General features: G+C 60.3%; 18 protein-coding genes, 1 tRNA gene and 1 pseudogene. 13 read left to right on the top strand and 7 right to left on the bottom strand.

Annotation, left to right across the window (positions count from 1 at the left end; genetic code table 11):
- The first annotated feature begins 66 nt into the window (after positions 1-66).
- From QP934_RS01690 to QP934_RS01680, 3 genes are all read left to right on the top strand, one after another.
- Complete coding sequence (locus QP934_RS01690) at positions 67-600, top strand: type 1 glutamine amidotransferase domain-containing protein (protein WP_337887176.1); 534 nt, start codon at positions 67-69, stop codon at positions 598-600.
- Positions 601-826: 226 nt separating this feature from the next.
- Entirely contained in the window at positions 827-1,738 is a 912-nt protein-coding gene (locus tag QP934_RS01685; protein ID WP_419126636.1) for a cation diffusion facilitator family transporter, read from the top strand.
- 446 nt (positions 1,739-2,184) lie between these two features.
- On the top strand, positions 2,185-3,099 hold the full coding sequence (locus tag QP934_RS01680) for a PRC and DUF2382 domain-containing protein (RefSeq protein ID WP_419126635.1): 915 nt from the start codon (positions 2,185-2,187) through the stop codon (positions 3,097-3,099).
- Between the two features lie 67 nt (positions 3,100-3,166).
- Here the strand turns inward: QP934_RS01680 and QP934_RS01675 are convergent, their stop codons facing one another.
- Positions 3,167-4,528, bottom strand: coding sequence for a dicarboxylate/amino acid:cation symporter (locus tag QP934_RS01675; RefSeq protein ID WP_337887179.1), 1,362 nt, complete (start codon positions 4,526-4,528; stop codon positions 3,167-3,169).
- A 281-nt stretch (positions 4,529-4,809) separates the two neighbouring features.
- Here QP934_RS01675 and QP934_RS01670 point away from each other — a divergent pair, with 281 nt between their 5' ends.
- The 5 genes from QP934_RS01670 to nrfD all read left to right on the top strand — a co-directional run bounded on the left by QP934_RS01670 (position 4,810) and on the right by nrfD (position 12,156).
- Complete coding sequence (locus tag QP934_RS01670) at positions 4,810-5,892, top strand: thermonuclease family protein (protein WP_419126634.1); 1,083 nt, start codon at positions 4,810-4,812, stop codon at positions 5,890-5,892.
- A gap of 191 nt (positions 5,893-6,083) precedes the next feature.
- Positions 6,084-6,671, top strand: a complete 588-nt coding sequence (gene pcp, locus QP934_RS01665) for a pyroglutamyl-peptidase I (protein ID WP_419126633.1) — start codon at positions 6,084-6,086, stop codon at positions 6,669-6,671.
- 47 nt (positions 6,672-6,718) lie between these two features.
- Positions 6,719-9,985 carry a formate dehydrogenase-N subunit alpha gene (gene fdnG, locus QP934_RS01660; protein ID WP_340419835.1) on the top strand — a complete coding sequence of 1,089 codons (3,267 nt, stop codon included), beginning with the start codon at positions 6,719-6,721 and terminating at the stop codon, positions 9,983-9,985.
- Positions 9,986-11,044 carry a 4Fe-4S dicluster domain-containing protein gene (locus QP934_RS01655; protein WP_419126632.1) on the top strand — a complete coding sequence of 353 codons (1,059 nt, stop codon included), beginning with the start codon at positions 9,986-9,988 and terminating at the stop codon, positions 11,042-11,044.
- Entirely contained in the window at positions 11,041-12,156 is a 1,116-nt protein-coding gene (nrfD, locus tag QP934_RS01650) for an NrfD/PsrC family molybdoenzyme membrane anchor subunit (protein ID WP_419126631.1), read from the top strand. The genes QP934_RS01655 and nrfD overlap by 4 nt, the downstream gene beginning before the upstream one ends.
- Here the strand turns inward: nrfD and QP934_RS01645 are convergent.
- The gene (locus tag QP934_RS01645; protein ID WP_419126630.1) at positions 12,153-12,743 is read right to left on the bottom strand and encodes a hypothetical protein; all 591 of its coding nucleotides are present in this window, start codon (positions 12,741-12,743) and stop codon (positions 12,153-12,155) included. The genes nrfD and QP934_RS01645 overlap by 4 nt on opposite strands.
- 1 nt (position 12,744) lies before the next feature.
- Complete coding sequence (gene selD / locus QP934_RS01640; RefSeq protein WP_284838999.1) at positions 12,745-13,728, bottom strand: selenide, water dikinase SelD; 984 nt, start codon at positions 13,726-13,728, stop codon at positions 12,745-12,747.
- Between the two features lie 170 nt (positions 13,729-13,898).
- Here selD and QP934_RS01635 point away from each other — a divergent pair.
- The 3 genes from QP934_RS01635 to selB all read left to right on the top strand — a co-directional run bounded on the left by QP934_RS01635 (position 13,899) and on the right by selB (position 17,108).
- Positions 13,899-13,993 (top strand) — tRNA-Sec (locus tag QP934_RS01635).
- A gap of 25 nt (positions 13,994-14,018) precedes the next feature.
- A complete protein-coding gene (gene selA / locus QP934_RS01630) occupies positions 14,019-15,335 on the top strand; it encodes an L-seryl-tRNA(Sec) selenium transferase (protein ID WP_419126629.1) in 1,317 nt (438 codons plus the stop codon).
- Positions 15,336-17,108, top strand: coding sequence for a selenocysteine-specific translation elongation factor (gene selB / locus QP934_RS01625; RefSeq protein ID WP_419126628.1), 1,773 nt, complete (start codon positions 15,336-15,338; stop codon positions 17,106-17,108).
- A gap of 27 nt (positions 17,109-17,135) precedes the next feature.
- Here the strand turns inward: selB and QP934_RS01620 are convergent, their stop codons facing one another.
- Positions 17,136-18,221, bottom strand: coding sequence for a hypothetical protein (locus QP934_RS01620; RefSeq protein ID WP_419126627.1), 1,086 nt, complete (start codon positions 18,219-18,221; stop codon positions 17,136-17,138).
- A gap of 194 nt (positions 18,222-18,415) precedes the next feature.
- On the opposite strand from QP934_RS01620, the pseudogene QP934_RS01615 reads away from it, so the two are divergent.
- Together QP934_RS01615 and zupT are read left to right on the top strand one after the other, a co-directional pair.
- Positions 18,416-20,390, top strand: a pseudogene (locus QP934_RS01615) (BCCT family transporter).
- 34 nt (positions 20,391-20,424) lie between these two features.
- Entirely contained in the window at positions 20,425-21,222 is a 798-nt protein-coding gene (zupT, locus tag QP934_RS01610) for a zinc transporter ZupT (RefSeq protein WP_337888693.1), read from the top strand.
- Between the two features lie 27 nt (positions 21,223-21,249).
- Here the strand turns inward: zupT and QP934_RS01605 are convergent, their stop codons facing one another.
- The 3 genes from QP934_RS01605 to QP934_RS01595 are packed head-to-tail and all read right to left on the bottom strand — an operon-like array spanning position 21,250 to position 23,466.
- Positions 21,250-22,197 (bottom strand): DUF808 domain-containing protein, encoded by a 948-nt coding sequence (locus tag QP934_RS01605; RefSeq protein ID WP_049361468.1) that lies wholly within the window; start codon positions 22,195-22,197, stop codon positions 21,250-21,252.
- 3 nt (positions 22,198-22,200) lie between these two features.
- Positions 22,201-22,737 carry a DUF402 domain-containing protein gene (locus QP934_RS01600; RefSeq protein ID WP_419126626.1) on the bottom strand — a complete coding sequence of 179 codons (537 nt, stop codon included), beginning with the start codon at positions 22,735-22,737 and terminating at the stop codon, positions 22,201-22,203.
- Entirely contained in the window at positions 22,738-23,466 is a 729-nt protein-coding gene (locus QP934_RS01595; RefSeq protein WP_193393068.1) for a hypothetical protein, read from the bottom strand.
- Positions 23,467-23,696: the final 230 nt, after the last annotated feature.

The following is a 23,696-nucleotide window of genomic DNA, read 5'->3' as shown; positions in this document are numbered from 1 at the left end:
GAAGGTAGCGAAGACGAAACTTCCGCGTTACTGTGGGCGGCGTACCCGAACAAAGGAGGCTGCAACATGGCTGAACTAGATAACAAAACCATTGCCATCATCGCTACCGATGGCTTCGAAGACTCCGAGTTGACCTCCCCGCTAGAGGCCGTGAAGAACGCTGGCGCTACCGTGCGTGTCCTCGCCCCAAAGGCCGGCACCATTACCGGCAAGAACGGTACGGAGATTTCCGTTGACGCCGCTACCGCTGACTCCACTGGCGAGTCTTTCGATGGCATCATTCTGCCTGGCGGTACCGAGAATGCTGACCTCATCCGCTTGGACAAGGCCGCAGTAGAAATCGTGCGCAACCACATGAGCAAGGATTTGCCGCTTGGTGCCATCTGCCACGGCGCATGGATCCTGGCTGATGCTGAAGCCCTCAAGGGCCGCACCCTGACGTCCTTCCCGTCCCTGCAGACCGACCTGCGCAATGCAGGTGCCACCTGGGTAGATGAGGAAGTCCACTGCGACCAGGGCTTGGTCTCCTCCCGCACTCCAGATGACCTGCCAGCCTTTAACGCCAAGCTGGTAGAAGAGTTTGCAGAGGGCCAGCACTAAAGCTTCACGAATTTAAGCCACGGGAGTTTCCCGTGGCTTTTTCGATCTTGCGCCGGTGTCACCTGCCCTATAAAGTTAGGATTTCCTGAAGGGGAGTAGTTCCCTCGGTTAATTCCGAGATGACTGGTCGACATACTGGCGTTTAGCCCGGCCAGCCAGCGCCCGCAGTGCCCGCGGCCGTGAACGAGACCTTCGGTCCGCAACCGAACCGAAGGGAGAAGTGACTTTGTCCTCCATAGGATCAGAGCAGCGCATTCTTGAGCGCTTCATACAGCTATCAATCGCCGCCGCAGTGGCTACCATCCTCCTCAAGGCCTTTGCCGCGTGGTTCACCGGCTCGGTAGGATTTCTTTCGGATGCGCTCGAATCAATCGTGAACCTAGTCGCGGCCGTCGCCGGCTTTTATGCCCTCCGGATTGCCTCTAAGCCGGCCGACGATAACCACCAGTTTGGCCACGGCAAAGCCGAGTACGTCTCCGCCTTGGTAGAGGGCGCAATGATTTTTATTGCGGCCGGCATGATCGTGTACACGGCGATCCAACGCTTCTTTGTTCCACAGCCGATTGAAGAACCGGGCTGGGGCTTGGCGTTGTCAACGCTTTCGTCCGTGCTTAACGGCGCGGTGGGCATCGCGCTCATCCGTGCAGGTAAGCGCTACCGGTCCGCCACCTTGGATGCGGATGGGCACCATTTGCTTACCGACGTCTGGACTTCCGTCGGCGTCCTTATAGGCATCGCCGCCGTATTCCTTACTGGTTGGTGGTGGCTGGATCCTGTAGTGGCGCTCGCAGTGGGCATCAATATTTTGTGGACAGGCTATAGCCTCCTGCGCGATTCGGTAAGTAGCCTGCTTTCTGAGGCGCTTCCCGACGACGAGCGTCAGAACATTAGGCAGCTCCTAGCTCGGCTGGAGCAGGAACACTCGGTAAACTTCACGGAGCGTCGCACCGTGGCCTCTGGCCGCCAGCGGTTGGTGTACCTGACCATGGAGGTGCCAGGGGAATGGAGTGTCATGCACTCCCACGAGGTTGCAGACGCAGTGGAAATTGCCCTCGACGAGCTGTACCCAGGCTGCAGTGCTTTCATTCATGTGGAACCAGCCGGCCTGGAAAATCGGCGTCCGTACTTATTCCGCTAAGGCTTAGTCTTCTCAGCTTTCTGCCGACCACTGTGGATACTCGGAGAAAAGGTACACTCTTTTGAGAGAATCCTGTGGTGCCGCTGTCACCGCATTTCGGGGGTGTGTTGAACAGTGGACGATTTGGAGATCGTGAAGGGGTGCGTCTAGGGCGCTGCGGGCGAGAGAATCGACATTCGGTTTCCGCGATTCGGGTACTTATGGTGCAGATTTTCCAATGTTATAGAACTGTTACCAACCGTTCTTAGCTGCATGAAGCTTGGCTTTGGTGAACGAAATCGAAAAAAATCTCCGCTATCGGTCGAAAAATTTTGAATTCTCCGTATGGTGGTTGTTACAGCAATCAATTGGAGATTTTCACCCCACACTCCACGTGGCGGGGTTAAAAAATGTCCTTTTGTTTGGTTGGAGATAGCTATACAAATAGCAGAAAGGATTTACTGACAATGGGTAAGAACATTAAGGACCTCTTTAACGCAACCGCATACGACAAGAACGGCGAGAAGCTGGGCGACGTTAACGAGGTATTCGTTGATGACCAGTCCGGCCAGCCTACCTTCGTTGAGGTTAACCACGGCCTGTTCGGCATGAACTCCAGCCTGGTTCCGCTGCGTGGGCACGACTTCTCCGGCGATGACCTGAAGCTGGGCTTCTCCAAGGACCGCATCAAGGATGCTCCGGACTTTGACTCCGAGAAGCCGCTGACCCCTGAGGCACAGTCCGATATCTTCAAGCACTACGGTCTGGATAACGCACACGACGTTACCGACTACAAGGATTCCAACCTTGACTCCAAGCGCGACGCTCAGGCTGGCGCTGACAAGGATCACAACCTGACCGCAGGTGCTGGCGCTGCTGGTGCTGGCGCAGGTGTTGCAGGTGCACATGCTGACGAGAAGAAGGCAGACACCCACACCACCGACGCTGCTGCTACCGAGCGCAAGGCTGGCGTGGCTGATGACGCTGCAGCTGCACGCACCAACAACGATGGCGAGCTCATCCGTTCCGAGGAACAGCTCAACGTCAACAAGGAGCGCGTGGCTACCGGTGAGGCTCGCCTGCGCAAGTACGTTGTGACTGACACCGAGACCGTTGAGGTTCCGGTTGAGCGTGAAGAGGTTAGCGTCGAGCGCACCCCGATCAACGCTGAGGATGCCAAGAACTACAACGGCACCATCTCCGGTGACTCCGAGGAAGCTTCCGTCACCCTGCACGAGGAGCGCGTAAACGTGAACAAGGAAACCGTTCCGGTTGAGAAGATCAACCTGAAGAAGGACACCGTTCGCGACACCGAGACTCACACCGAGGAGCTGCGCAAGGAGCAGATCGACACCGATGGTGTTGACGGCCTCAAGAAGTAAAAGCGCATAGCTAAACGCCCGCAAGGATTACCTTGCGGGCGTTTCTTTTGCCTTTTAGGAGACTGGTTTAAGCCTTGACTCCGATGGTCTCGGCCGAGTCAGAATCCATAATGTGTTTGACGCCGTTCTCGGCAGCATCCCAGGTTGCTTTGTCCTGGATGCCGGCGCGCTTAGCCACGATGGTGGCGCACAGCACCTGTCCGGTGACGTTGAGTGCGGTACGGCCCATGTCAATGATTGGCTCGATGGCAAGCAGGAGACCAACACCGGCCAGTGGCAGGCCGAGCGTAGAAAGCGTCAGGGTGAGCATTACCGTTGCGCCAGTGGTGCCTGCGGTAGCGGCGGAACCGATAACGGACACGAAGATGATGAGCAGGTACTGGGTGAAGTCAAGGTCGATGCCGTAGAACTGGGAGACGAAGATGGCAGCGATGGCTGGGTATACAGAAGCGCAGCCATCCATCTTGGTAGTTGCGCCCAGCGGAATGGCAAAGGAAGCGTACTCGGACGGAACGCCCATAGCCTTTTCACTGAATCGCTCGGTAGCTGGCATGACGCCCATCGAGGAACGGGTGACAAATCCCAGGGAGGTCACGGGCCATACGCGCTTGAAGAAGCCGATGACCGGGATCTTGTTGAACTTCAGTACTGCCGGGTAGACCACGGCAAATACCAGGCCCATGCCGACGTACATGGCCAAGACGAACTTGCCCAGCGAGCCCAGTGCATCCCAGCCGTAGGTAGCTACCGCCTTACCGATGAGGGCCGCGGTGCCAATCGGGGCAAGGCGGATAATCCACCACAGGATGACCTGAATGACCTTCAGGAAGGACTCGGTAAAGCGCAGGAAAGGCTCAGCAGACTTGCCGGTCTTGACGGCGGCGATACCAATGGCCAGTGAGATGACGAGGAGCTGGAGGGCGCCAAAGCTGAGGGATACTTCGCCGTCGGAAAGCGAGGCGGTAAGGCCCATGAAGTTCTGGGGCAGAAGTTGCTCAAAGAACGCGGTCCACGAGCCGACGTGGGCAGGATCCTGCGCGGTGGCAGCATCGATGCTCGTGCCGATGCCCGGCTTCATCACGACGGCGACGATGATGCCCGTCAGGACGGAGAAGAATGCGGTGATGGCGAACCATACAAGCGTGGAAATTGCCAGGGACGCGGCGTTGGCGACCTTGCGCAGATTAGCGACGGAGGTAACAACAGCGGCGAAGATCAGTGGCGGGATCATCACCTTGAGCAGCTGGACGTAGGCGCTGCCGACGCCCGTGAGCAGGGTGGTCAACCAGCCCGGGTTATCTGGGTCGGTATCCATGCCGGAGGCAATGAAGCCTAGGATAAGGCCGATGATGAGGCCCGCGATGACCTGAGCACCGAATCCCGTGGCCCAGCCGGGAAGCTTGGAGCGCGAAGATTCTTGTTGGGACATAAAGATTCCTTTGAAAATAAAAATGGACAGATCGGACTATTTTCCAGATACTGTCCTGTTCAACTTCAACATCGTTCAGCTTATTCCTTCTACGTCTGTAGGCACAAAGTGCGAGTGCTTTGCCGTGGCCGCAACCTCACCTTTCGCGCTCACGGAAAGGTGGATTTGCGCTGGCTTTATGGTGCTGGTGAGCGCGAAGGGAGGGGAGCCTAAGCTGCCACGCGTGTCCCATTGCTAACTTTAAGTAGCTACTCTCTCTATCTTTCTCAGGAGGAACATTCATGGGCTGGGTTAAACCTCTCCTTGGCATTTTCGCAGTTGGCGCAGTGGCTTCCGTTGCTTTAGGCGGCGGTGACGAAGATACTGTGGTGGTCAATCGAGTGATCGATGGCGACACCATTGACGTCGACATAGACGGCGAAAATACCCGCGTTCGGCTACTTAATATTGATACGCCGGAAATCGGTCATAACGGCGAACCGAGTGAGTGCCTCGCGGAGGAAGCGAAGCAGTACTTGGAAGGACGGCTGCCAAAGGGGACGGAGGTTCGGTTGGAATATGACTCCGAGCGGACTGATAAGTATGGCCGCACTCTTGCCGGTGTCTTTATTGACGATGACTTCATTAACGCGGATATCGCGGCCGAAGGGCTGGCCACGGCGGTTGTATTTGGCGGAAATGACAAGTTCTACGACGAAGTGCACAATGCCGAACGCGGCCCTAAAGAGGCCGGCGAAGGGATCTTTGGGGTCTCGGACGAGTGCAAGGTTTCCAGCGATAAGGGCATGGCCGAGGCGCTTAGCGGCGCTGAAGCTGCGGCGGCAGCATTTGCAGCTTCCGGGGAAGCTGATATTGCAGGGTACGAGGATGTACTGGACAAGTCAGCAGCTGCGAAGGCCGGATTAGCGGTTCTGACTCGCCACAAGGATGATCGAAGCACCTTCCAGAAAGCAGCGTATCCGGATGCTCCCAAGGAGATTGCCGCGAAGAAGGAACGCGACCTTGAGGGGAAGGAGAAACAAACCCGCGAAGAGCTCGAGAAATTGGAGGAGAAAGAGCGGGAGGAAGAGAGGCGCGAAAAGGAGCGCCAGGAAGAAGAACGCCGCCGTGCAGAGCAGCGGCAAGAAGAGATTCGCCAGCAGGAGCACGACGCGCCGGAAGTAGAGGTAGCGGAGCAGCCAACACATGACGAGGTGGCTGACTATAAAGCCCCCGAGCAGCAGCCCGCACCCCAGCCGGCGCCGGTCGTCGATAACTACACTGGGTGCCGAGCTTATGGCGGGAACTATGCCATGACGTCAGTAGATAAGAATGGACGTTCATACGCGAAGATCGACTGCACTACCAAGCAACAAATCGGTTAGGTGCCCTCGTCCTTCGCGCTCATGGGCCGGCTCCCGAGTGCTTGGACCACCATTCCCGGTGAGCGTGAGGGGAGGGGGAGAATCTGGCATACACCCTTGCCGCTCACCAAGACTAGGGGGAAGCGCCATTCAGGTGCTGCCGGCGAGCGCGAAGGGTGGGAGGGCCCGGGGATATCTGGAATACTGGCAGCATGAAAATCCTCGTAACCGCATTCGACGCCTTCGGCGGAGAGAGCATAAACCCCACGGAACGAGCTCTTAAGCAACTACCGGATCGCATTGGAGACGCGGAGCTCATCAAGCTGGTGATCCCGACGAAGTTCGGGGAATCGCTGCGTCGGGCGATTGAGGCGGCGGAGGGCTCGGCGGTCGATGCAATTGTATGTTTGGGCCAGGCCGGTGGGCGAGCGCATATCACCCCAGAGCGGGTCGCGATTAACGTTATGGATGCCGATATTCCTGATAATGCGGGTTATCAGCCGGTGGATGTACCGGTTGTGGAAGGTGGCCCGGCGGCATATTTCTCTACACTGCCGGTAAAAGAAATGGTTGCGGCAATGGAGGATATTCCGGCGCGGTTGTCGAATACGGCCGGGACTTTCGTGTGTAACCAGCTGCTCTATGGTCTCTTGCATCACTTCGCAGGGGCGAAGGTACGCGCAGGATTTGTCCACGTCCCGTTCATTACAGAGCAGGAGAAAACGGATAAGCCCATGATGGAGCTGGCGGACATCGTTGAGGGGATTAAGCGGGCACTCTGGGCGGTGCAAGCTAGTTAGGGTAGCCTTTGTGGCTTTTTTAATCGGTGAAATATAGATTAAAGGATATGTCTCGCTTTAGCCCTCTCAACTGGCCGGTTGTGCGCCAGCTGCGCAGTGGCGATCCCTTCGGAAGGGACGTCAATACGCAGTCTCAAAAGAGTAAAGATAAGCATGGGCGCACCGTGGAAGCGGACCGCGTAGTGCAGTCGGTGTGCCCGTACTGCGCGGTTGGTTGCTCGCAGCGCGTATATGTCAAAGATGACCGCGTCATTCAGGTGGAGGGCGATCCGGATTCGCCCATTTCTCGTGGACGCCTGTGCCCGAAGGGATCTGCGTCGGAGCAGTTGATTAACTCCGCTACGCGCCTTACCAAGATTAAGTATCGTGCCCCGTACTCGACGGAGTGGCAGGATCTTGATGAAGATACCGCGATGGAGATGATTGCGGATCGTTTCTTGGAAGCCCGCCGGAACGGTTGGCAGGATGTGGATGATGAAGGTCGTACGCTCAACCGCACGATGGGCATTGCCGGTTTGGGCGGTGCGACCTTGGATAATGAGGAAAATTACCTCATCAAGAAGCTATTTACCGCCGCTGGTGCGATTCAGCTCGAGAACCAGGCGCGTATATGACACTCCGCCACTGTTCCTAGTCTAGGAACTTCGTTTGGCCGCGGCGGCGCAACCCAACCGCTGCAGGATATGGCGAATGCGGACTGCATCGTCATTGAGGGTTCTAATATGGCCGAGTGCCACCCCGTGGGGTTCCAGTGGGTGGTGGAAGCCAAGAAGCGTGGTGCCCGCATCATTCACGTGGATCCGCGTTATACGCGCACGTCTGCCTTTGCGAATCGCCACATTGGCATTCGCGGCGGTACGGACGTGGTGCTTTTGGGCGCAGTCATTAACTACCTGCTGGACAATGACCTGTATTTCCATGACTACGTGGTGGCGTATACCAATGCGCCGATGATCATTTCGGAGGACTACCAGGACACCGAAGATCTGGACGGTCTGTTCTCTGGTTATGACCCAGAGACCGGTAAGTACGTCACGGATTCGTGGCAATACGTGCAGAAGCCGCAGGGTGCGTCGTGGAATGTGGAACGCGATGAGACGCTAGAGCATCCGAATTCTGTCTTCCAGATTCTCAAGCGGCACTACGCGCGCTATACGCCCGAGGTAGTGGAGGAGACCTGCGGTATTGCGCAGGAGGACTTTTATTACCTAGCGGAGTCGATCGCGCGGAATTCCACGCCGGATCGCACCACCTGCTTTGCTTATGCGTTGGGCTTTACCCAGCACACCCTGGGTGCGCAGTTTATTCGTACCGCGGCCATCTTGCAGCTGCTCACCGGCAATGTGGGGCGCCCAGGTTCGGGCATTATGGCGCTGCGCGGCCACGCCTCAATTCAGGGTTCTACCGATATCCCGACTCTGTTCCACTCCTTGCCGGGATATTTGCCGATGCCGAGCGTCGATAAGCAAAGCTGGCCAGAGTTCGTTGATGGAATCCGTAATGAGTCACAGAAGGGCTTTTGGCAGATCGGTGAGAACTATGCGGTCTCGCTCATGAAGTCCTACTGGGGCGATGCAGCCACCAAGGACAACGGATGGGGCTATGACCTCATGCCGCGCATTTCTGGTGCGCATTCGACCTATGAAACGCTCATGGCCATGCTGGATGAGCAGGTGGAAGGCTACTTTGTCTTTGGCCAGAACCCGGCCGTGGCGCAGTCCAACGGCGGTATGCAGCGCCGTGGCTTGGCGGCGCTAAAGTGGCTGGTCGTACGCGATTTCCAGGAGATTGAGACCGCCTCCTTCTGGAAGGATTCGCCGGAGATTAAAAACGGCGAGCTTAAGACCGAAGACATCGGCACTGAGGTTTTCTTGATGCCGGCGGCTACCCACGTGGAAAAGGCGGGAACCTTTACCCAGACGCAGCGCATGCTGCAATGGCGTTTCCAGGCAGCACCGCCGCCAGGCGATGCGAAAAGTGACCTGTGGTTCTTCTACCAACTGGGCAAGAAGATCAAGGAGCGCCTGCGCGATTCCACGGATCCGCGAGATATTCCTCTGCAGAAAGTCACGTGGGACTATGTGGAAACCGAGGAAGGCGAGCCGAATTCTGAGGACGTCCTCAAGGAGATCAACGGCTACTACCTAGAGGGCCCGAAAAAGGGCGAACTTTTGCCTGCCTTCGTGGAGATGAAGAACGATGGCAGTACCTCGGGTGGTTGCTGGATCTATACCGGTGTGTTTAAGGACGGCATTAATCAGTCCGCGCGCAAGGTTCCGGGTTCGGAGCAAAACGAGGTTGCTCCCGAGTGGGGTTGGGTATGGCCGGCCAACCGCCGCCTGCTCTACAACCGTGCTTCGGCGAAGCCGGACGGCACTCCGTGGTCGGAGCGCAAGAAGTATGTGTGGTGGGATGCCGAACAGGGTAAATGGGTTGGCGATGACGTGCCGGACTTCCCGGCTACCAAGTCCCCGGACTACAAGGCTCCGATCGACGCAGTGGGCCCGGATGCCCTCGACGGCACCGATGCCTTCATCATGCAGGCGGATGGTCGCGGTTGGCTCTTTGCGCCGACCGGGCTTTCCGACGGCCCATTGCCCACCCACTATGAGCCGCACGAGTCCCCGGTGCACAACGTGCTGTACAAGCAACAGCAATCGCCGACGCGCCTGACCATTAAGCGCCCAGACAACCTGTCGCGCCCAGAACCTGGTGAGCCGGGTTCGGAGGTGTTCCCGTTTGTCTTTTCCACCTATCGCCTCACCGAGATGTATACCTCGGGTGCGATGTCGCGCCGCCTGCCGTATCTGGCGGAGTTGCAGCCAGGCCTTTTCTGCGAGGTCGATAAGGCCTTGGCAGAAAAGCGTGGCTTGGAAAACGGCAAGTGGGCCACGATCATCTCGCCGCGCGGCGTAATTGAGGCACAGGTCTTGGTCACTGACCGTATGCAAATGATGAAGATCAATGGTGAGGAGTTCCACCAGATCGGTTTGCCGTATCACTACGGCGAGTCCGATTCCACGGCCGTTGCAGGCGATGGCGCCAATGATCTGCTGGGCCTTACCTTGGAGCCGAACGTATTCATCCAGAATTCCAAGATCGGCGCTTGCGATATCCAGCCGGGGCGTCGCCCGCGCGGTGAAGCCCGTGTGGAGATGCTCAAGGAGTATCAGAAGCGCGCGCACCTGAACCTGGATTCCGGTAATGATCTGCTCACCGTGGATGATTCCTTCACCTATAACCCAGAGCCGCAGCAGCCCGCGGACGCGGATGAGCACGGCGAGAAGGGCGAGGAAAGCGAAGAAGGTAAGTAAATGACAAATCTTCTGACCGAAAACGCTAGCCGGCACGGCTATGACAAGTACCGCCGCATGGCCTTTTTCACCGACACTTCCGTGTGTATCGGGTGTAAAGCCTGCGAGGTGGCGTGTAAGGAGTGGAACCGCAACCCGGTAGAAGGCTATGACGTCACGGGAGATTCCTATGACAACACCGGCGCACTGGGTGCAAATACCTGGCGCCACGTGGCCTTTGTGGAGCAAAACAATGACCGCATCGAGCAGGCCCGCGAGGAAGGAAAGAATCTCATTTCCCTGGGTATGCCTTCGGTAGGCGCGCAGGCCCCAGAGGTTGATACCACCCCGCCGGATACGGATACGTTCCGGTGGCTCATGTCCTCGGACGTGTGTAAGCACTGCACGCATGCAGGCTGCTTGGACGTGTGTCCTACGGGCGCGCTGTTCCGCACCGAGTTTGGCACCGTTGTGGTCCAGGATGATGTGTGCAATGGCTGCGGCACTTGCGTGGCCGGCTGCCCGTTTGGCGTCATCGAACGCCGCGATGACGGTGGTGTGGCGCTGAAGTATGACAAGACGGCCACGGTGGATTACGTGGATAATTCCCATGCCGGTGTCAACGTGTTGAAAAAACTCAAGCAACTTGCCCCGCAGGGCCCGGACCATACGCCGGGCGAGGCGATGCCGATTAAGAACTTGGGCGTGGCCCAGAAGTGCACCATGTGCTACGACCGCCTGAAGCAGGGCGAACAGCCAGCATGTTCTAAGACCTGTCCTACTGATTCCATTCAGTTCGGCCCGTACGAGGAGATGGTGGCCGCAGCCAAGGAACGCGTGCGCGTATTGCACGAGCAAGGCCTTACCGAGGCCCGCCTTTACGGTGCCAACCAGGACGATGGCGTGGGCGGAACCGGCTCCATCTTCCTGCTTTTAGATTCACCTGAGGTCTACGGTTTGCCGCCGGACCCGCGCGTGCCGACGGCCGATTTGCCGCAGATGTATAAGACCGTAGCCAAGGCTATCGGTGGTATGGCGCTTGCCGTGGCCGGTTCCTTCCTGATTGGGGGACGCAAATGAGCAACTTTGATGAGTATCGCCCGCCACAGCCGGAGCGTCGCAATCGCTACCGGAAGTTCGACGGTACGAAACCGAAGAAGAAGCGGAAGCGTCCAGGCGCGGGTGCGCAGGACGGCTCCAAAGAGGAGCGCATGGCGCAGGACTTCGAGTTCTCGTCTTACTATGGCCGACCAGTGGTGAAGGCCCCGCCGTGGGAATGGCCTATCGGCGCCTACCTCTTCTTGGGCGGCGTGAGTGGTGGCTCGGGGCTCTTGGCCGCCGGCGCGCAGGCCGTGGGCAATGCGCCGCTGCGTCGTACCACGCGCCTTTCTGCCTTTGGCGCGGCGGCCGTGGGATCGGTCTTTTTGATTCTGGATTTGGGCCGCCCGGAACGCGCATTGAACATGTTCCGCGTCTTCAAGGTGACCTCGCCAATGTCCATGGGCTCGTGGATTTTGTCGGGCTTTGCCAGCGCGGCTGCGCTGCCTGCCGCCGCGGAAGTCGATGCGGCGACTGGCCACAAGCTGCCGCTGCCGAAGTTTGTACGTACGGTGCTTAAGAAGTCGGCTAGGCCGGCGGGCGCGGTCACGGGCGTGCTTGGCGGCCCGCTAGCGGGCTATACCGCGGTATTGCTGTCCAACACCTCGAACCCGGTGTGGAATGACATGAAAAAGCACCTGCCGTATGTTTTCGTTTCCTCGGCGGGTGCGGCGTCGTCAGGCCTGGCTATGGTGACCACTCCGGTCGAGCACGCGGGACCGGCCCGTGTGTTGGGTATGGCCGCGGCGGCCAGCGATCTGGCAGCGACCAAGGTGCTTGAGGCAGGCATGGAGCCAGAACCGCGCGAGGCTCTGCACGAGGGAAAGCCAGGCACGCTGATGAAGGCCTCGGAATGCTTCATCGCGGCCGGCGGTGTCGGTAGTGCAGTGGCTGCGGTGACGAAGTCGCGGGCAGTCTCTGTGGCTGCGGGGCTATCGCTCCTGGCAGGTTCGGCGTGCACGCGCTTTGGCGTGCTTAACGCCGGGCTGGAAGCGGTGAAGAATCCGGAGACCACAATCGGGCCGCAGAAGCGCCGAGCGGAAAGGCGCCGGCGCGAGCAGGGCCTCGACCACGATGTGGTGAGCTCGGACTAGTCTAGGTCCTGCAGGGCGGGGGCGAGCTCCGCGCCGATGTCTTCCATGCGTTGTTGCTCGGCTGCGGAGTCGCGGCCATCACGGTGGAGGTAGTAGTTCAGCGCCACATCGCCCACGGTGGTCACGCAGGTGGTAGATACCGAATCCTTCACCGGCCAAGCGCTGCAATAAAAGTGCTGGTCATCGGAGGTGAACTCGAAGGGGGAGTAGTCATTGGCTGGGCGCTGCTGGGCGGCGTTTTGCTCGTTGAGGTCATCTTGTAGCAGCTCCAAATAGCGCCGGGCGGCTTCATCGGGGTCAGAGGGACAAATGGGCATTCCTTCGTCCTCATACTTGGTTCCTAGCAAGCTGACCTGCTCTTTATCCTCTGCGCGGTAGAGCGCGGAAAAGGAATGATCATCGCTTTCAGCTGACTGGGGGTCGAGCTTAGCTTCACCGAGTGAATCCGGCAGGGCCTCGCGCACCGCGGCGGGATCGACTGGGGAGCACTCGCTTGTCGATGCCTCCTCGGACGAGCACCCCACCAGCCCCGCCGCGGCAAGGGTGGTGGAGGAAAGGGCGAGGAGAAAAGGGACCTGTCGCTGCATCTTAGGCTTTGATATAGGCATCGCCGGTGCGCTCGGTGGTATGGCCGATGACGGGGTAGCCGGGGACCTCGCCGATGAGGAGGAGGCCGCCGGAAGTTTGGGCGTCGGCAAGCAGCACCAGCTCTTCCTCGTTCAAGGAGGTATCGAGGTGTGGGCGCACCCAGTCGAGATTGCGGCGAGAGCCACCGGGGATGAAGCCCTCCGCCAGCGCCTCCTTTGCGCCTTCGACGGTGGGCACGGCGGAAAAGTCGAGCTCCGCGGCGATGCCGGAGGCCCGGCACATCTTGTACAGGTGGCCGAGCAACCCGAAGCCGGTGACGTCCGTGGCGGCACGCACGCCCGCCTCCACCGCGGTGCGGGCGGCCTCACGGTTCAAGGTGGTCATGGAATCGACCGCGGCCTGGGAGACCTCGCCGGTGGCCTTGTGCTTGTTGTTGAGGATGCCTACGCCAATGGGCTTGGTTAGGGTGATGGGCAGGCCAGGTTCGGCGGCGTCATTGCGCATGAGCTTGTCGGGGGCGACGATACCGGTGGCGGCCATGCCGTACAGTGGCTCGGGCGCGGTGATGGAGTGCCCACCTGTGACGGAGATGCCGGCCTCGGTGGCTATATCCATGCCGCCGCGCAGGACCTCACGCAGCACATCCAGGCCCAGCTTTTCATTGGGCCAGCCCACCAGGTTAATGGCGGTAACCGGGGTGCCGCCCATGGCATAGACATCAGACAGCGCGTTGGCCGCAGCCACTCGCCCCCAATCGTAGGGGTCATTGAGCATGGGGGTGAAAAAGTCCGCGGTGGAAATTACCGCTAAACCGTCCTGGATTTTGACGGCCGCGGCATCATCGCCATCATCTAGGCCAACCAGCACGTTAGGGTCGGCCTTGCCTATCAGGCCCTCGACGGCAGACTCAAGTTGGCCAGCGGGAATCTTGCAGGCGCAACCGCCGCCTGCGGCGAAAGAGGTGAGTTTAATATCTTCGGTCATATCGCCATTTTACTCATCCCGAGGAACTATTTGGCTGCACAGCAAGGTAGGGAACCTGTGTGTGGCGATAGGACATAGGGCGCCGAGGTTTCCACCTCGGAGCGGCATGGTGGATGTATTGCGTGACAGGTGTGCCGGCACCGGGGAATGCCCGTGTAAGGTGAGCACACGGAGGCGTACGTGTCCTGGTGGGCGCCCCGGTCTTCAAAACCGGTGAGGCCGAGTATCTCGGTCTGGCAGGTTCGATTCCTGTCCGTCTCCGCCACCCGCGCGCAAGGAGGAATGCCACAGTGCCCACGCCCACGCCTGCTGCCAGCCCGGACCCCCGCAGGAATATTCCCCGCATGGACGAGCTGCTCCAGCTGCCGGAAGTAGAATCCGCGCGTCAGCGCCTAGCCGAGCACACCATCCGCGCGATAATCCAGGGCGCAGTCACCCAAGCGCGCCGCGGTCAGTTGCCGGTTAGCGATATACCCGCAGAAATTGCGCAGCGCCTAGAACAAAAGAATACGCATTCCCTGCACCCAGTCATTAACGCCACCGGCGTCATCATTCATACGAACTTAGGGCGTGCCCCGCTTCCCAGCGCCGCGGTAGAGGCCCTGCACGCCGCTGCCTCCTATACAGATGTGGAAATGGACTTGGGCTCGGGCAAGCGATCCAGAAATCGCGGTGCCGGAGCCACGGCCGCGCTGCTCGCAGCCTGCCCCGGTGCAGAAGATGCCCTCGTGGTCAATAACGGCGCCAGCGCCTTGCTCTTGGCCACCGCCGCGCTCGCTCCCGGCAAAGAGGTCATCATCTCGCGCGGCGAGCTCATCGAGATCGGAGCTGGCTTTCGCCTGCCCGAGCTCATCGAGTCCACGGCCACGCGCCTCAAAGAAATAGGGGCGACTAACCGCACGCACCTGGCCGATTATGAACTCGCTCTGGGAGATAACACCGGCGCCATCTTGAAGGTGCATCCTTCCAATTTCCGCATCGAGGGGTTTACCTCCGCAGTCGGGGTAGAGGAACTGCACCGCCTAGCGGTGGAGCACGATACGCGACTCATTGTGGACTTGGGCTCCGGCCTGCTCACCCATGACCCGGCGCTGCCAGAAGAACCAGATATCCAGGCCCAGCTGCGCGCCGGCGCCGATATCGTCATAGCCTCCGGCGATAAGCTGCTTGGTGGTCCGCAGGCAGGAATCTTGCTCGGCACCAAGAACGCGATTGCCGCGGTGAAGAAGCACCCGCTGGCGCGTGCGGTGCGCATAGATAAGCTGCGCCTCAACGCGCTGGAGGCGGCCATTTCGACGCCCTCGAATGCGGTGCAGGATGCCCTCCACCTTGATCCCCAGACCCACCGCGAGCGCACGGAAGCCATCGCGCAGGCAGTCGGGGCAGAAGTGGTACCTCACGATGGCCGCGTGGGCGGTGGCGGGGCGCCGGAGTACCCGCTGCCCGGCTTCGCGGTGAGCCTGCCCGAGCCCTATGCGGACGCGCTGCGCCGCCAGGACCCGCCCGTAGTAGGCCGCGTGCATCAGGGCCGCTGCTTGGTGGATATTCGCTGCGTCCCTGCCGACCACGACGCCGCGGTTATTTCCGCTATTAAGGCGGTGGGCTAGGTGTACGTCGTCGCTACTGCCGGTCATGTGGACCACGGCAAGTCCACCCTGGTGCGGGCTCTTACGGAGATGGACCCGGACCGGTGGGAGGAAGAAAAGCGCCGCGGCCTTACCATTGATCTGGGGTTTGCCTGGACCACGCTCCCTTCTGGCGCGGATGTGGCTTTCGTAGATGTGCCCGGTCATGAAAAATTCCTAGGCAATATGCTCGCTGGCGTGGGCCCGGCCCCGGTCGTCCTCTTTGTTGTGGCGGCCGATGAGGGATGGCAGGCCCAGTCCACCGACCACCGCGATGCTCTGCGCGCGCTGGGAGTAGAGCACGGCATTATTGCGCTAACTCGCAGCGACCGCGCCACCGTGGACCGCACCGCAGAAATCCGAACGCAGCTGGCCGGCACCCCGCTTGCCGACGCCCCCATTATCCCCGTATCCGCCCCTACCGGCGACGGCATTGCGGCGCTGCGGCAGGCGCTCGATGAGGTCCTTGCCACTGTGCCCGCTCCCGATGCGCAGGCACCCGTGCGCTTGTGGGTGGACCGCGCCTTTAGCGTGAAGGGCGCGGGCACCGTGGTTACCGGAACGCTTGCCGCGGGCACCCTGCGCGTGGGCGATAGCCTTAAGGTGGCCACGGCTGGTGGGGAAAGGGCCGTGGAGATCCGTGGCCTGCATAGTGAAAATCGCGCGCAGGATGCACTCGGCCCCGTCACTCGTGCGGCCGTCAACCTGCGTGGGGCGGATGCCGCCGATATCCACCGCGGCGACGTGCTGCTTACCCCGGGTGCGTGGCGCCTGGTGGACCACCTCGATGTCCGCCGCACCTTTGGCGCGGATCTCGATGGGCTGCCCGATAACCTCGTCGTGCACACCGGTACCGCCGGGGTGGAGGCCCACCTGCGTCCCTTGTCTGCCGATTTCGCGCGCATCAGCCTGGCACACCCGCTGCCGCTGCGGCTCCTTGATCGTTTCGTAGTGCGCAGCCCTGGCGGCCGGCACGTCGTCGCTGGGGTAGAGGCAGTAGATCTGCGGCCGCCGGAGCTTAATCGGCGCGGTGCCGCCCGCCGCCGCGCAGAAGAGCTCAGTGCCCAAGAGTCATTTAGGGATCCTGCCTGCTATCTGCGTCGCGTCGGCTACGCTCGCTTAGATGACCTCGACCGCGATGGCTTCGATACTGCCGCGACGCCCGCAGGAATCATCGCTTTCCGCGACTGGTGGATTGCGGCTTCCCAGGTAACTCGGTGGAAGCACGCGCTTACCGACGCCCTGCATGCCCACACCGCCGCACATCCCCTAGCGCCGGGACTGCCGCGCAAGGTGGCCATGGACGCCCTTGGCCTGCAAGAAGAAGGCTTGCTGGGCCTAGCCATCGCCGCTGCGAAGGCGGAAAGCAGTGAGGGAGTGTTGCGCCTTCCCGGGCAGCGGGCGGACCTTGGCCCGGCGGAGCGCGGGGTCGCTGCCATCGAGGAAAGGCTTAAGGCAGAACCCTTTGCAGCACCCGAGGCAGATGACCTAACGGAGCTGGGCCTGGGCCCAAAGGAACTTGCCGCCGCCGAGCGCGCCGGGCGCCTCCTGCGCCTCAAGCAGGGAGTCGTGCTCTTGCCCTCGGCACCGGAGGAAGCGCGCCGGCGCCTTAGCGAACTGGAGCAACCCTTTACGCTTTCGGCAGCCCGTAAAGCGCTGGGCACCACGCGGCGGGTAGCCATCCCGCTGCTGGAATACCTCGACGCCCAGCGGATTACTCGCCGCGGCGACGGGGGCCAACGCACATTGCGCTAGCGTGGCCTCTGTGGCTGAGCATCGCACCTATTTGCGGTGATTGCCCCCGCGGTGGTGGGACGTGTCGCGCGCGACGCGCAGGGCCCGCACGCGCGCGGATTCGGAGGAAAAGCGGCCCGGTTCTTCGGCTACCGGCAGCGCACGCCAGCTGAAATTCTGCTCTCCTGGGATGGAGGAGACCAACTCCGCCAGCTTGGCGCTGGCCTGCGGTTGTTGTGCTTGCTCATTGTGCTGCTGAGCTGACGCATCTGGCTTAGCGGGTGCAGCCGGCTGGGCCTGTGGCCCTTTCGGGCGGCGCGAACCGGTGGGCAGCGCCGTCACGACGGCCTCGCAGGAGAGCGTGTGCTCCCAGACCTCGGGCTGAGCCGGCGTGGCTGCGCGCGCGGCGGCGGGAATCGCAGGTTGTGGCGCGGGTACGCGCAGCGGTGGAACAGCGGGGGAGAAGAGCTCCGCGGTGGTGGCCTCATCGGCGGGGATATCGACGGCAAGCATGCCGTGGCTCGCGTAGGCGCGGGCAGAAAGCCCCGCTCCAGAACCGTGTGCCGCAGCGAATGCGGCGCGCAGTCCAGGGAGCGCGGCACTGTCGCCGAGGGGACCGAGAACCGTATCGTCGCAGGTCGCCACCGCGGTGCCGGCGAGGTCGTCCAGTGTGACGAAAAATTGCTGCGTGCCCATCTGCTCAAGCTGGGCGGGCGATAGGTCGCCGGCGGCGGCATCGATCAGCACGCCTCGTCCGCCGGAGAGCAGCGCGGTTCCTTGCGGTTGGTCATTGACCGGCACCATCCACGGCCACAGGCCCAGTGACACGGCGACCTCGACCTGGCCGTCAACTACCTCCACGGTGGCGATCGTCTGCGGCTGTGCAGAGGAGGCCTTCAATCGCTCCAAGGCGGGATACTCCGCCGCCTCGACCTCGTCCAGAAACCCTAAGAAGCCGAAGTCCGAGCGAACGCTCCAGCCGTTGGTGTAGGTATCGGGTTCTAGGGAGACATCGACAAGCGCAGCGTGCTTCGCCACGCCGGGGATACTCAATGCGGTGCCCAGCACTGGGTGCTCGAGGACCGCAACATGCTCCACGCCGAAGTAACTAGTCGCGAGCGGGTATAGCGCCATAGAAAGTCACTCCCAAGGTTAAAGGCCGGTAAACAATGCGTAGCTCATTTTACGCATATGGGGGATAGGGCTGGCGCCAGCTTTATATCCCGCGAGTTTCTATTAATGTGTAGACAGCTCTCTTAAAAGTGAAACCCGGAAAACAGAATAGGAGTAGAAACATCTCTTCTTCACCGTCTTCCTCATCCCGCCCTGTGCGTGGGGTGAATAATTCGGAGGAAAGCAAAAAGCGCACCCGCAACGCCAAGCGCATTCTCAAAGACATTATGTACCCGCATAATATCCACCCCGCGCTGGTACCGGGCGTTGCCATTGAGGACCAGAAGGTCAAGTATGGAGTAGACAAGCCGATCCTCTTTGTGGTCGGCGGACTGGTCGTCGCCTTCGTAATCTGGGGTGTGATTGCGCCCGAGCAGGTCTTCGATGCTTCTTCGGTAGCGCTCGATTGGGTGATGCGTAACTTGGGCTGGATCTTTACCGCCCTGGCGACGTTCCTGATGTTTTTGCTCATCATTTTGGCCTTTTCAAAGTACGGCAAAATCCCTCTCGGACTAGATGGGGAGAAGCCGGAATTTTCCACGGTGAGCTGGGCTGCGATGCTCTTTGGCGCCGGCATTGGCATCGGCATTATCTTCTTCGGCCCCTTCGAGCCGCTGAGCTACTACCTTTCGCCGCGCCCTGGTGCCTATGAGGCTGCGAGCGATGAAGCGGTGCTGGGCGCCATGGCGCAGGCAGCCATGCACTGGGGCTTTAACGCCTGGGCAATTTACGCCATCGTGGGCCTGTGCGTGGCCTACGTGTCCTTCCGCCGCGGCCGCGTGCCGCTGATGAGCTCCATCCTGATGCCGCTCTTTGGCAATCGCTCCTCTGATTCCCTGCCCGCGCGCATCATCGATGGCCTGGCCTGATTCCCTGCCCGCGCGCATCATCGATGGCCTGGCCATTATTGCCACTCTCTTCGGCACCGCCGCCACGCTGGGCATCGGTGCGCTGCAGATCGGCCGCGGCGTGGAATTGGTTAGCGGCTGGTCTACCACCGGCAATGCTGCGGCGCTGGTGATCATCGTGGTGCTGTCCATCGGAACGATCTTCTCGGCCGTCTCCGGCGTGGCCAAGGGCATTCGGTGGCTCTCTAATATCAACCTGGTGCTGGCCATGGCGCTGGCCTTGTTCTTTTTCGTTGTGGGACCGACCGCCTTCTTGGCCAATATGCTGCCGGCCGTGGTGATTGAATATCTCGATGAAATGCCGCAGATGCTCTCTGCCAATATGGGCGAGGGGGAAGATATGGTGGCCTTCCTGTCCTCTTGGACCACCTTCTACTGGGCCTGGTGGGTATCTTGGTCGCCGTTTGTGGGTGTTTTCGTAGCCAAGATTTCCCGCGGGCGTACCATCCGCCAGTTCGTGCTTGGCGTGCTGCTTATTCCCTCCGCCATCATTGTTGCCGCTTTTACCATCCTGGGCGGTACCACCATTTGGCTGCAGCGCCGCGATGGCGATATCGCCCCAGATGGCACTATTGATTCCATGCCGGCGGCAGAAGACATCTTTTTCAAGGTCTTGGACCATTTCCCGGGAGCGGAGTGGATGGCGCCCATCGTCATCATCATGCTGGTGGTCTTCTTCATTACCACGGCTGACTCCGCGTCCATTGTGAATTCGCAGCTCACCCAGCGCGGCAACCCCAAGCCCAACCCGGCAGTAACGGTCTTTTGGGTGGTATGTATGGCTGGCATTGCCGTGGTCATTTTGCTTGCCGGTGGCCGTAATGCGCTGCAGGGCCTGCAGAACCTTATTACGGTGACGGCCCTGCCTTTCGCGGTCATCATCGTGCTCATGTGCATCGCGTTGGTGCGCGAGCTGCGCCATGATCCTGCCTCCATCCGTCATTTCTACGAGGACGAAGCGGTCTCTAATGCGATCGTGCGGGGCGTGCGCGATTATGGCGATAACTTTGCCCTGTCTATCGAGCCGACAGACGGCGACTACGCAACGGGCGCGCACTTTAACTCCACTGCAGCAGAGGTGACCGATTGGTACGCGCGCACGGACGAAGAGGGCCGCGCCGTGGGCTATGACTACGAGGCGGGCGAGTATGTGGACAACGATCCATCTATCAAGAATGGCGAGTTCATCTCTCCGGTACCGGAAGATAAGGAAGAAAATTAATACTTGACAATTATTGGCAGGTAGGATGCCAGCTATGACTTTTAGTACCTTTGCCTTTGCCTTCGCCTTGGTGCTGCTGTCGGGTCTATCGACCTCGATTGGCGGCGCTTTGGCGGTGGGAAGGCGCCAGCCGGGGCCGGCTTTTATGGCCGCTGCACTGGGGCTTTCGGCCGGCGTGATGCTGTATGTCTCCTTTATGGAGATCCTGCCGGAAGGCATTGCGCAGCTTTCCGACGCCCTCGGCGAGGAAACCACCGGCACCTGGGCCGCCGTCGGGGCGTTCTTTGCTGGCATCGCCGTCATCGCCATCATTGACCGGCTCGTGCCGGAGGAGATTAACCCCCATGAGCCGGCCACCACGGCCGAAGAAGCCCGCCGCAAGAAGCTAATGAAGACCGGCGTATTTACCGCCTGCGCGCTGGGCCTGCACAATTTCCCCGAGGGGTTTGCCACCTTCCTATCCGGCCTGGAATCTAAGGAAGTTGCGGTGCCGGTGGCGGTGGCCATCGCCATTCACAATATCCCGGAAGGCATTGCGGTGGCTGTTCCGCTGCGCGAGGCCACTGGCTCCCGCAAGAAGGCCTTTTGGTGGGCCACCTTGTCTGGCCTGGCCGAGCCGCTCGGCGCGCTCATCGGCTTCGGCCTTCTCTTGCCGGTTATTGGGCCGGCGACGATGGGCATTAGCTTCGCCGCCATCGCCGGCATTATGGTCTTCATCTCGCTGGATGAGCTATTGCCCACTGCTGAGGAAACCGGCGAGCACCATCACGCTATCTACGGCTTGATTGCCGGCATGGCCGTGATGGCGGTTTCGCTGATGCTATTTATGTAGCCGGCTATGCAGCCGGGCTACGGCGTTTTAAGCCTCCGCCGGCTGGGCGGAGGTGGCCGAGGTCTTGCCAAAGGAGGCCTTGACCGCCATCACGATGGTGGCAACCACTACGCCAAGCACCAGGCCGCAGACCATGGACATGCCGGTATCTGCCAGCCACGCCAAGGCGCCATTGGAGATCTTGTCGGTCACGGACGCAATGAACTCGTGGGGCTGATCCATACCGAATTCGTGCAGGCCCTTGACCACGATGTGGCCGCCTACCCACAGCATGGCGGCGGTACCGATGACGCCGATGATATCGAGAACGATCGGCATGCCCTTGACCAAGGCGTTGCCCACCGTGGACTTGCCATTGTGGCGCTTATTAAGGGCCATGCCAATATCGTCCATCTTGACCAAGAGGCCAACGGCGCCGTAGACACCCAGGGTCAGTAAGATGCCGACGAAAATGAGGGCTGCCAGGCGCATCCAGAATGGCTGGTCGATGACCTCGTTTAAGGAGATAACCATGATCTCAGATGACAAGATGAGGTCAGTGGTAATCGCGGACTTGACCAAGCTATCTTCGGCGTCTGCGCCCTTTTCCTGGACTGATTCAGTTTCCTTCTCTCGGTGGGGAAGAAGGTGATGCAGGATTTTTTCCGCGCCTTCAAAGCATAGATAGGTACCGCCGCACATTAAGATGGGCGTGAGCGCCCACGGCGCGATCCAAGAGAGGATCATGGCGATGGGCAAGATGATTACGAGCTTATTGATGAGCGAGCCCTTGGTAATGCGCCAGATCATCGGCAACTCGCGCTGGGGCTTAATTCCCTCCACGTATTGTGGGGTTACGGCAGCGTCGTCGACCACCACGCCTGCGGCCTTCACGGAGGTCTTGCCTGCAAGGGCGGCCACATCGTCAACGCTAGAGGCAGCGGAGCGGGCGATCAGGGCGACGTCGTCAAGCAGGGCAAAAAGGCCACCGGCCATAAATTATCCTTCTGGGGTTAGGGTGATGTTATCGGACCACGTTAAGTGTATCCCCTGATGCGCCAACCAAGCCATCGCATCATCACCGCTGCGAGTAATGCCCTCGACCGCGGTAAGTGTAGTGTCGATCGCTTTCTCTGCGTCCTCGGCAGAAATCAAGCCGGCGGAGGTAGCGGCAGAGAGCTCATCAATATCGAGCACGGAAATGGGCTCGCTGCGGGTGGCAACAAGATCCACATAAAGATCGCGGGTGGTCCACACCGTGCCATCGCGCTGGATTTCGGCCACATCAATATAAAAGTCTTGGTGGACGTCTACACCGGGGCGGAAATGGAAGATATTCGCACGCAGGTTGAGATCGGGCAGAAGCCACGATTCCAGGTACCCGAAGCGCGGATGATCGGCCCCGCGCGCCATGTAGAGGCCGAAATCCGTCTCGGTGTACGTGTCGACCTCTCGCCGGAACCCCTTGGGGTCGATATTGGTGTACTCGGCGGTATTAAAGGTCTCGCGCTTGACCGGATGGAGGTCCACCGGCATTTACTTCACCTCAAGGAAGGCGGCGGTCGGGGCAAAATTGCAGCGGGATTCCTGGGTGTTCACGCCGCCAGAAAGCAGCGCGATGACGGTGCCCTTGCCGGTCTGGGCGGTACCGGACAAGGTGGTAGGTCCGTCCTGATTGATGCCATTGTTATTTAGTGGGGTGATGCCGCTGCGCAGGGTGTCAAGGTTGAACCACTGCACGTTCATCCCGCCTTGTTCGCGTGCGGCCGGTGGGGTGCCGAGGGCGGTGAAGAGGAAGACGGTTTCGCCGGACTTTGCGCCCGGTGCCGGCATTTCGGTGGGGCCAGGAACGGCGATGGCCGAGCCCATGGCATCGCTAGTGCCGCCAATGCACTGTGCGGAGACTGTGGGCCAGTAGAACTGGCGGAAGTTCGGGTTATTGCCCTCCGGCATGGCTACGCCGCCCTTGCCATCGCCGCCGCCGGCGAAGAACGCGAGGCCCGAGAGGATAGCGTTGCGAACATCCTCGGGAATCCAAGGTTGTGCCGCAAAAGCGCGGATGCGGTCCTGGGTTTCCTGATTGGGGCGGCCGAGCTCGTCCAGCGGGCTATGGGAGGATGCCTGCTGCACTAAGGAAGAAAGATCCGGTGCGGATGCCTGCGCAGGGGCGACGAGCGGAGAAGCGAGGCCGATGAGCGCGGCCGTGGCGGCGGCGATATAACCGGTACGGCCGGACAGGCGCCAGGTGGTGCGGGCGTAGCTCACGTTATCAATTCCTTGGGTGCGGTCTCGGAAAGGGGAGTTAAACCCCAGTTGTCACATCTGTAACAATATTACCTACAGTAACGATAGTGATGGCAAGGGCGGTGTCAAGTACTTTGGCAATCTATAAGAATTTTCGCTCTCCCTATACGGTGCGTTACGGGGTAAAGCCAACCCCAATGCTGCACTTGGCCCTTTAAGGGGGTATCGTGGGAGCTCGTTCAAGATCAATT

Origin of the sequence: Corynebacterium sp. MSK122 (assembly GCF_030229435.2) — a bacterium.
In the GTDB taxonomy this organism is placed as follows: domain Bacteria; phylum Actinomycetota; class Actinomycetes; order Mycobacteriales; family Mycobacteriaceae; genus Corynebacterium; species Corynebacterium marquesiae.
This window is presented reverse-complemented; position numbering and strand designations above follow the sequence as displayed.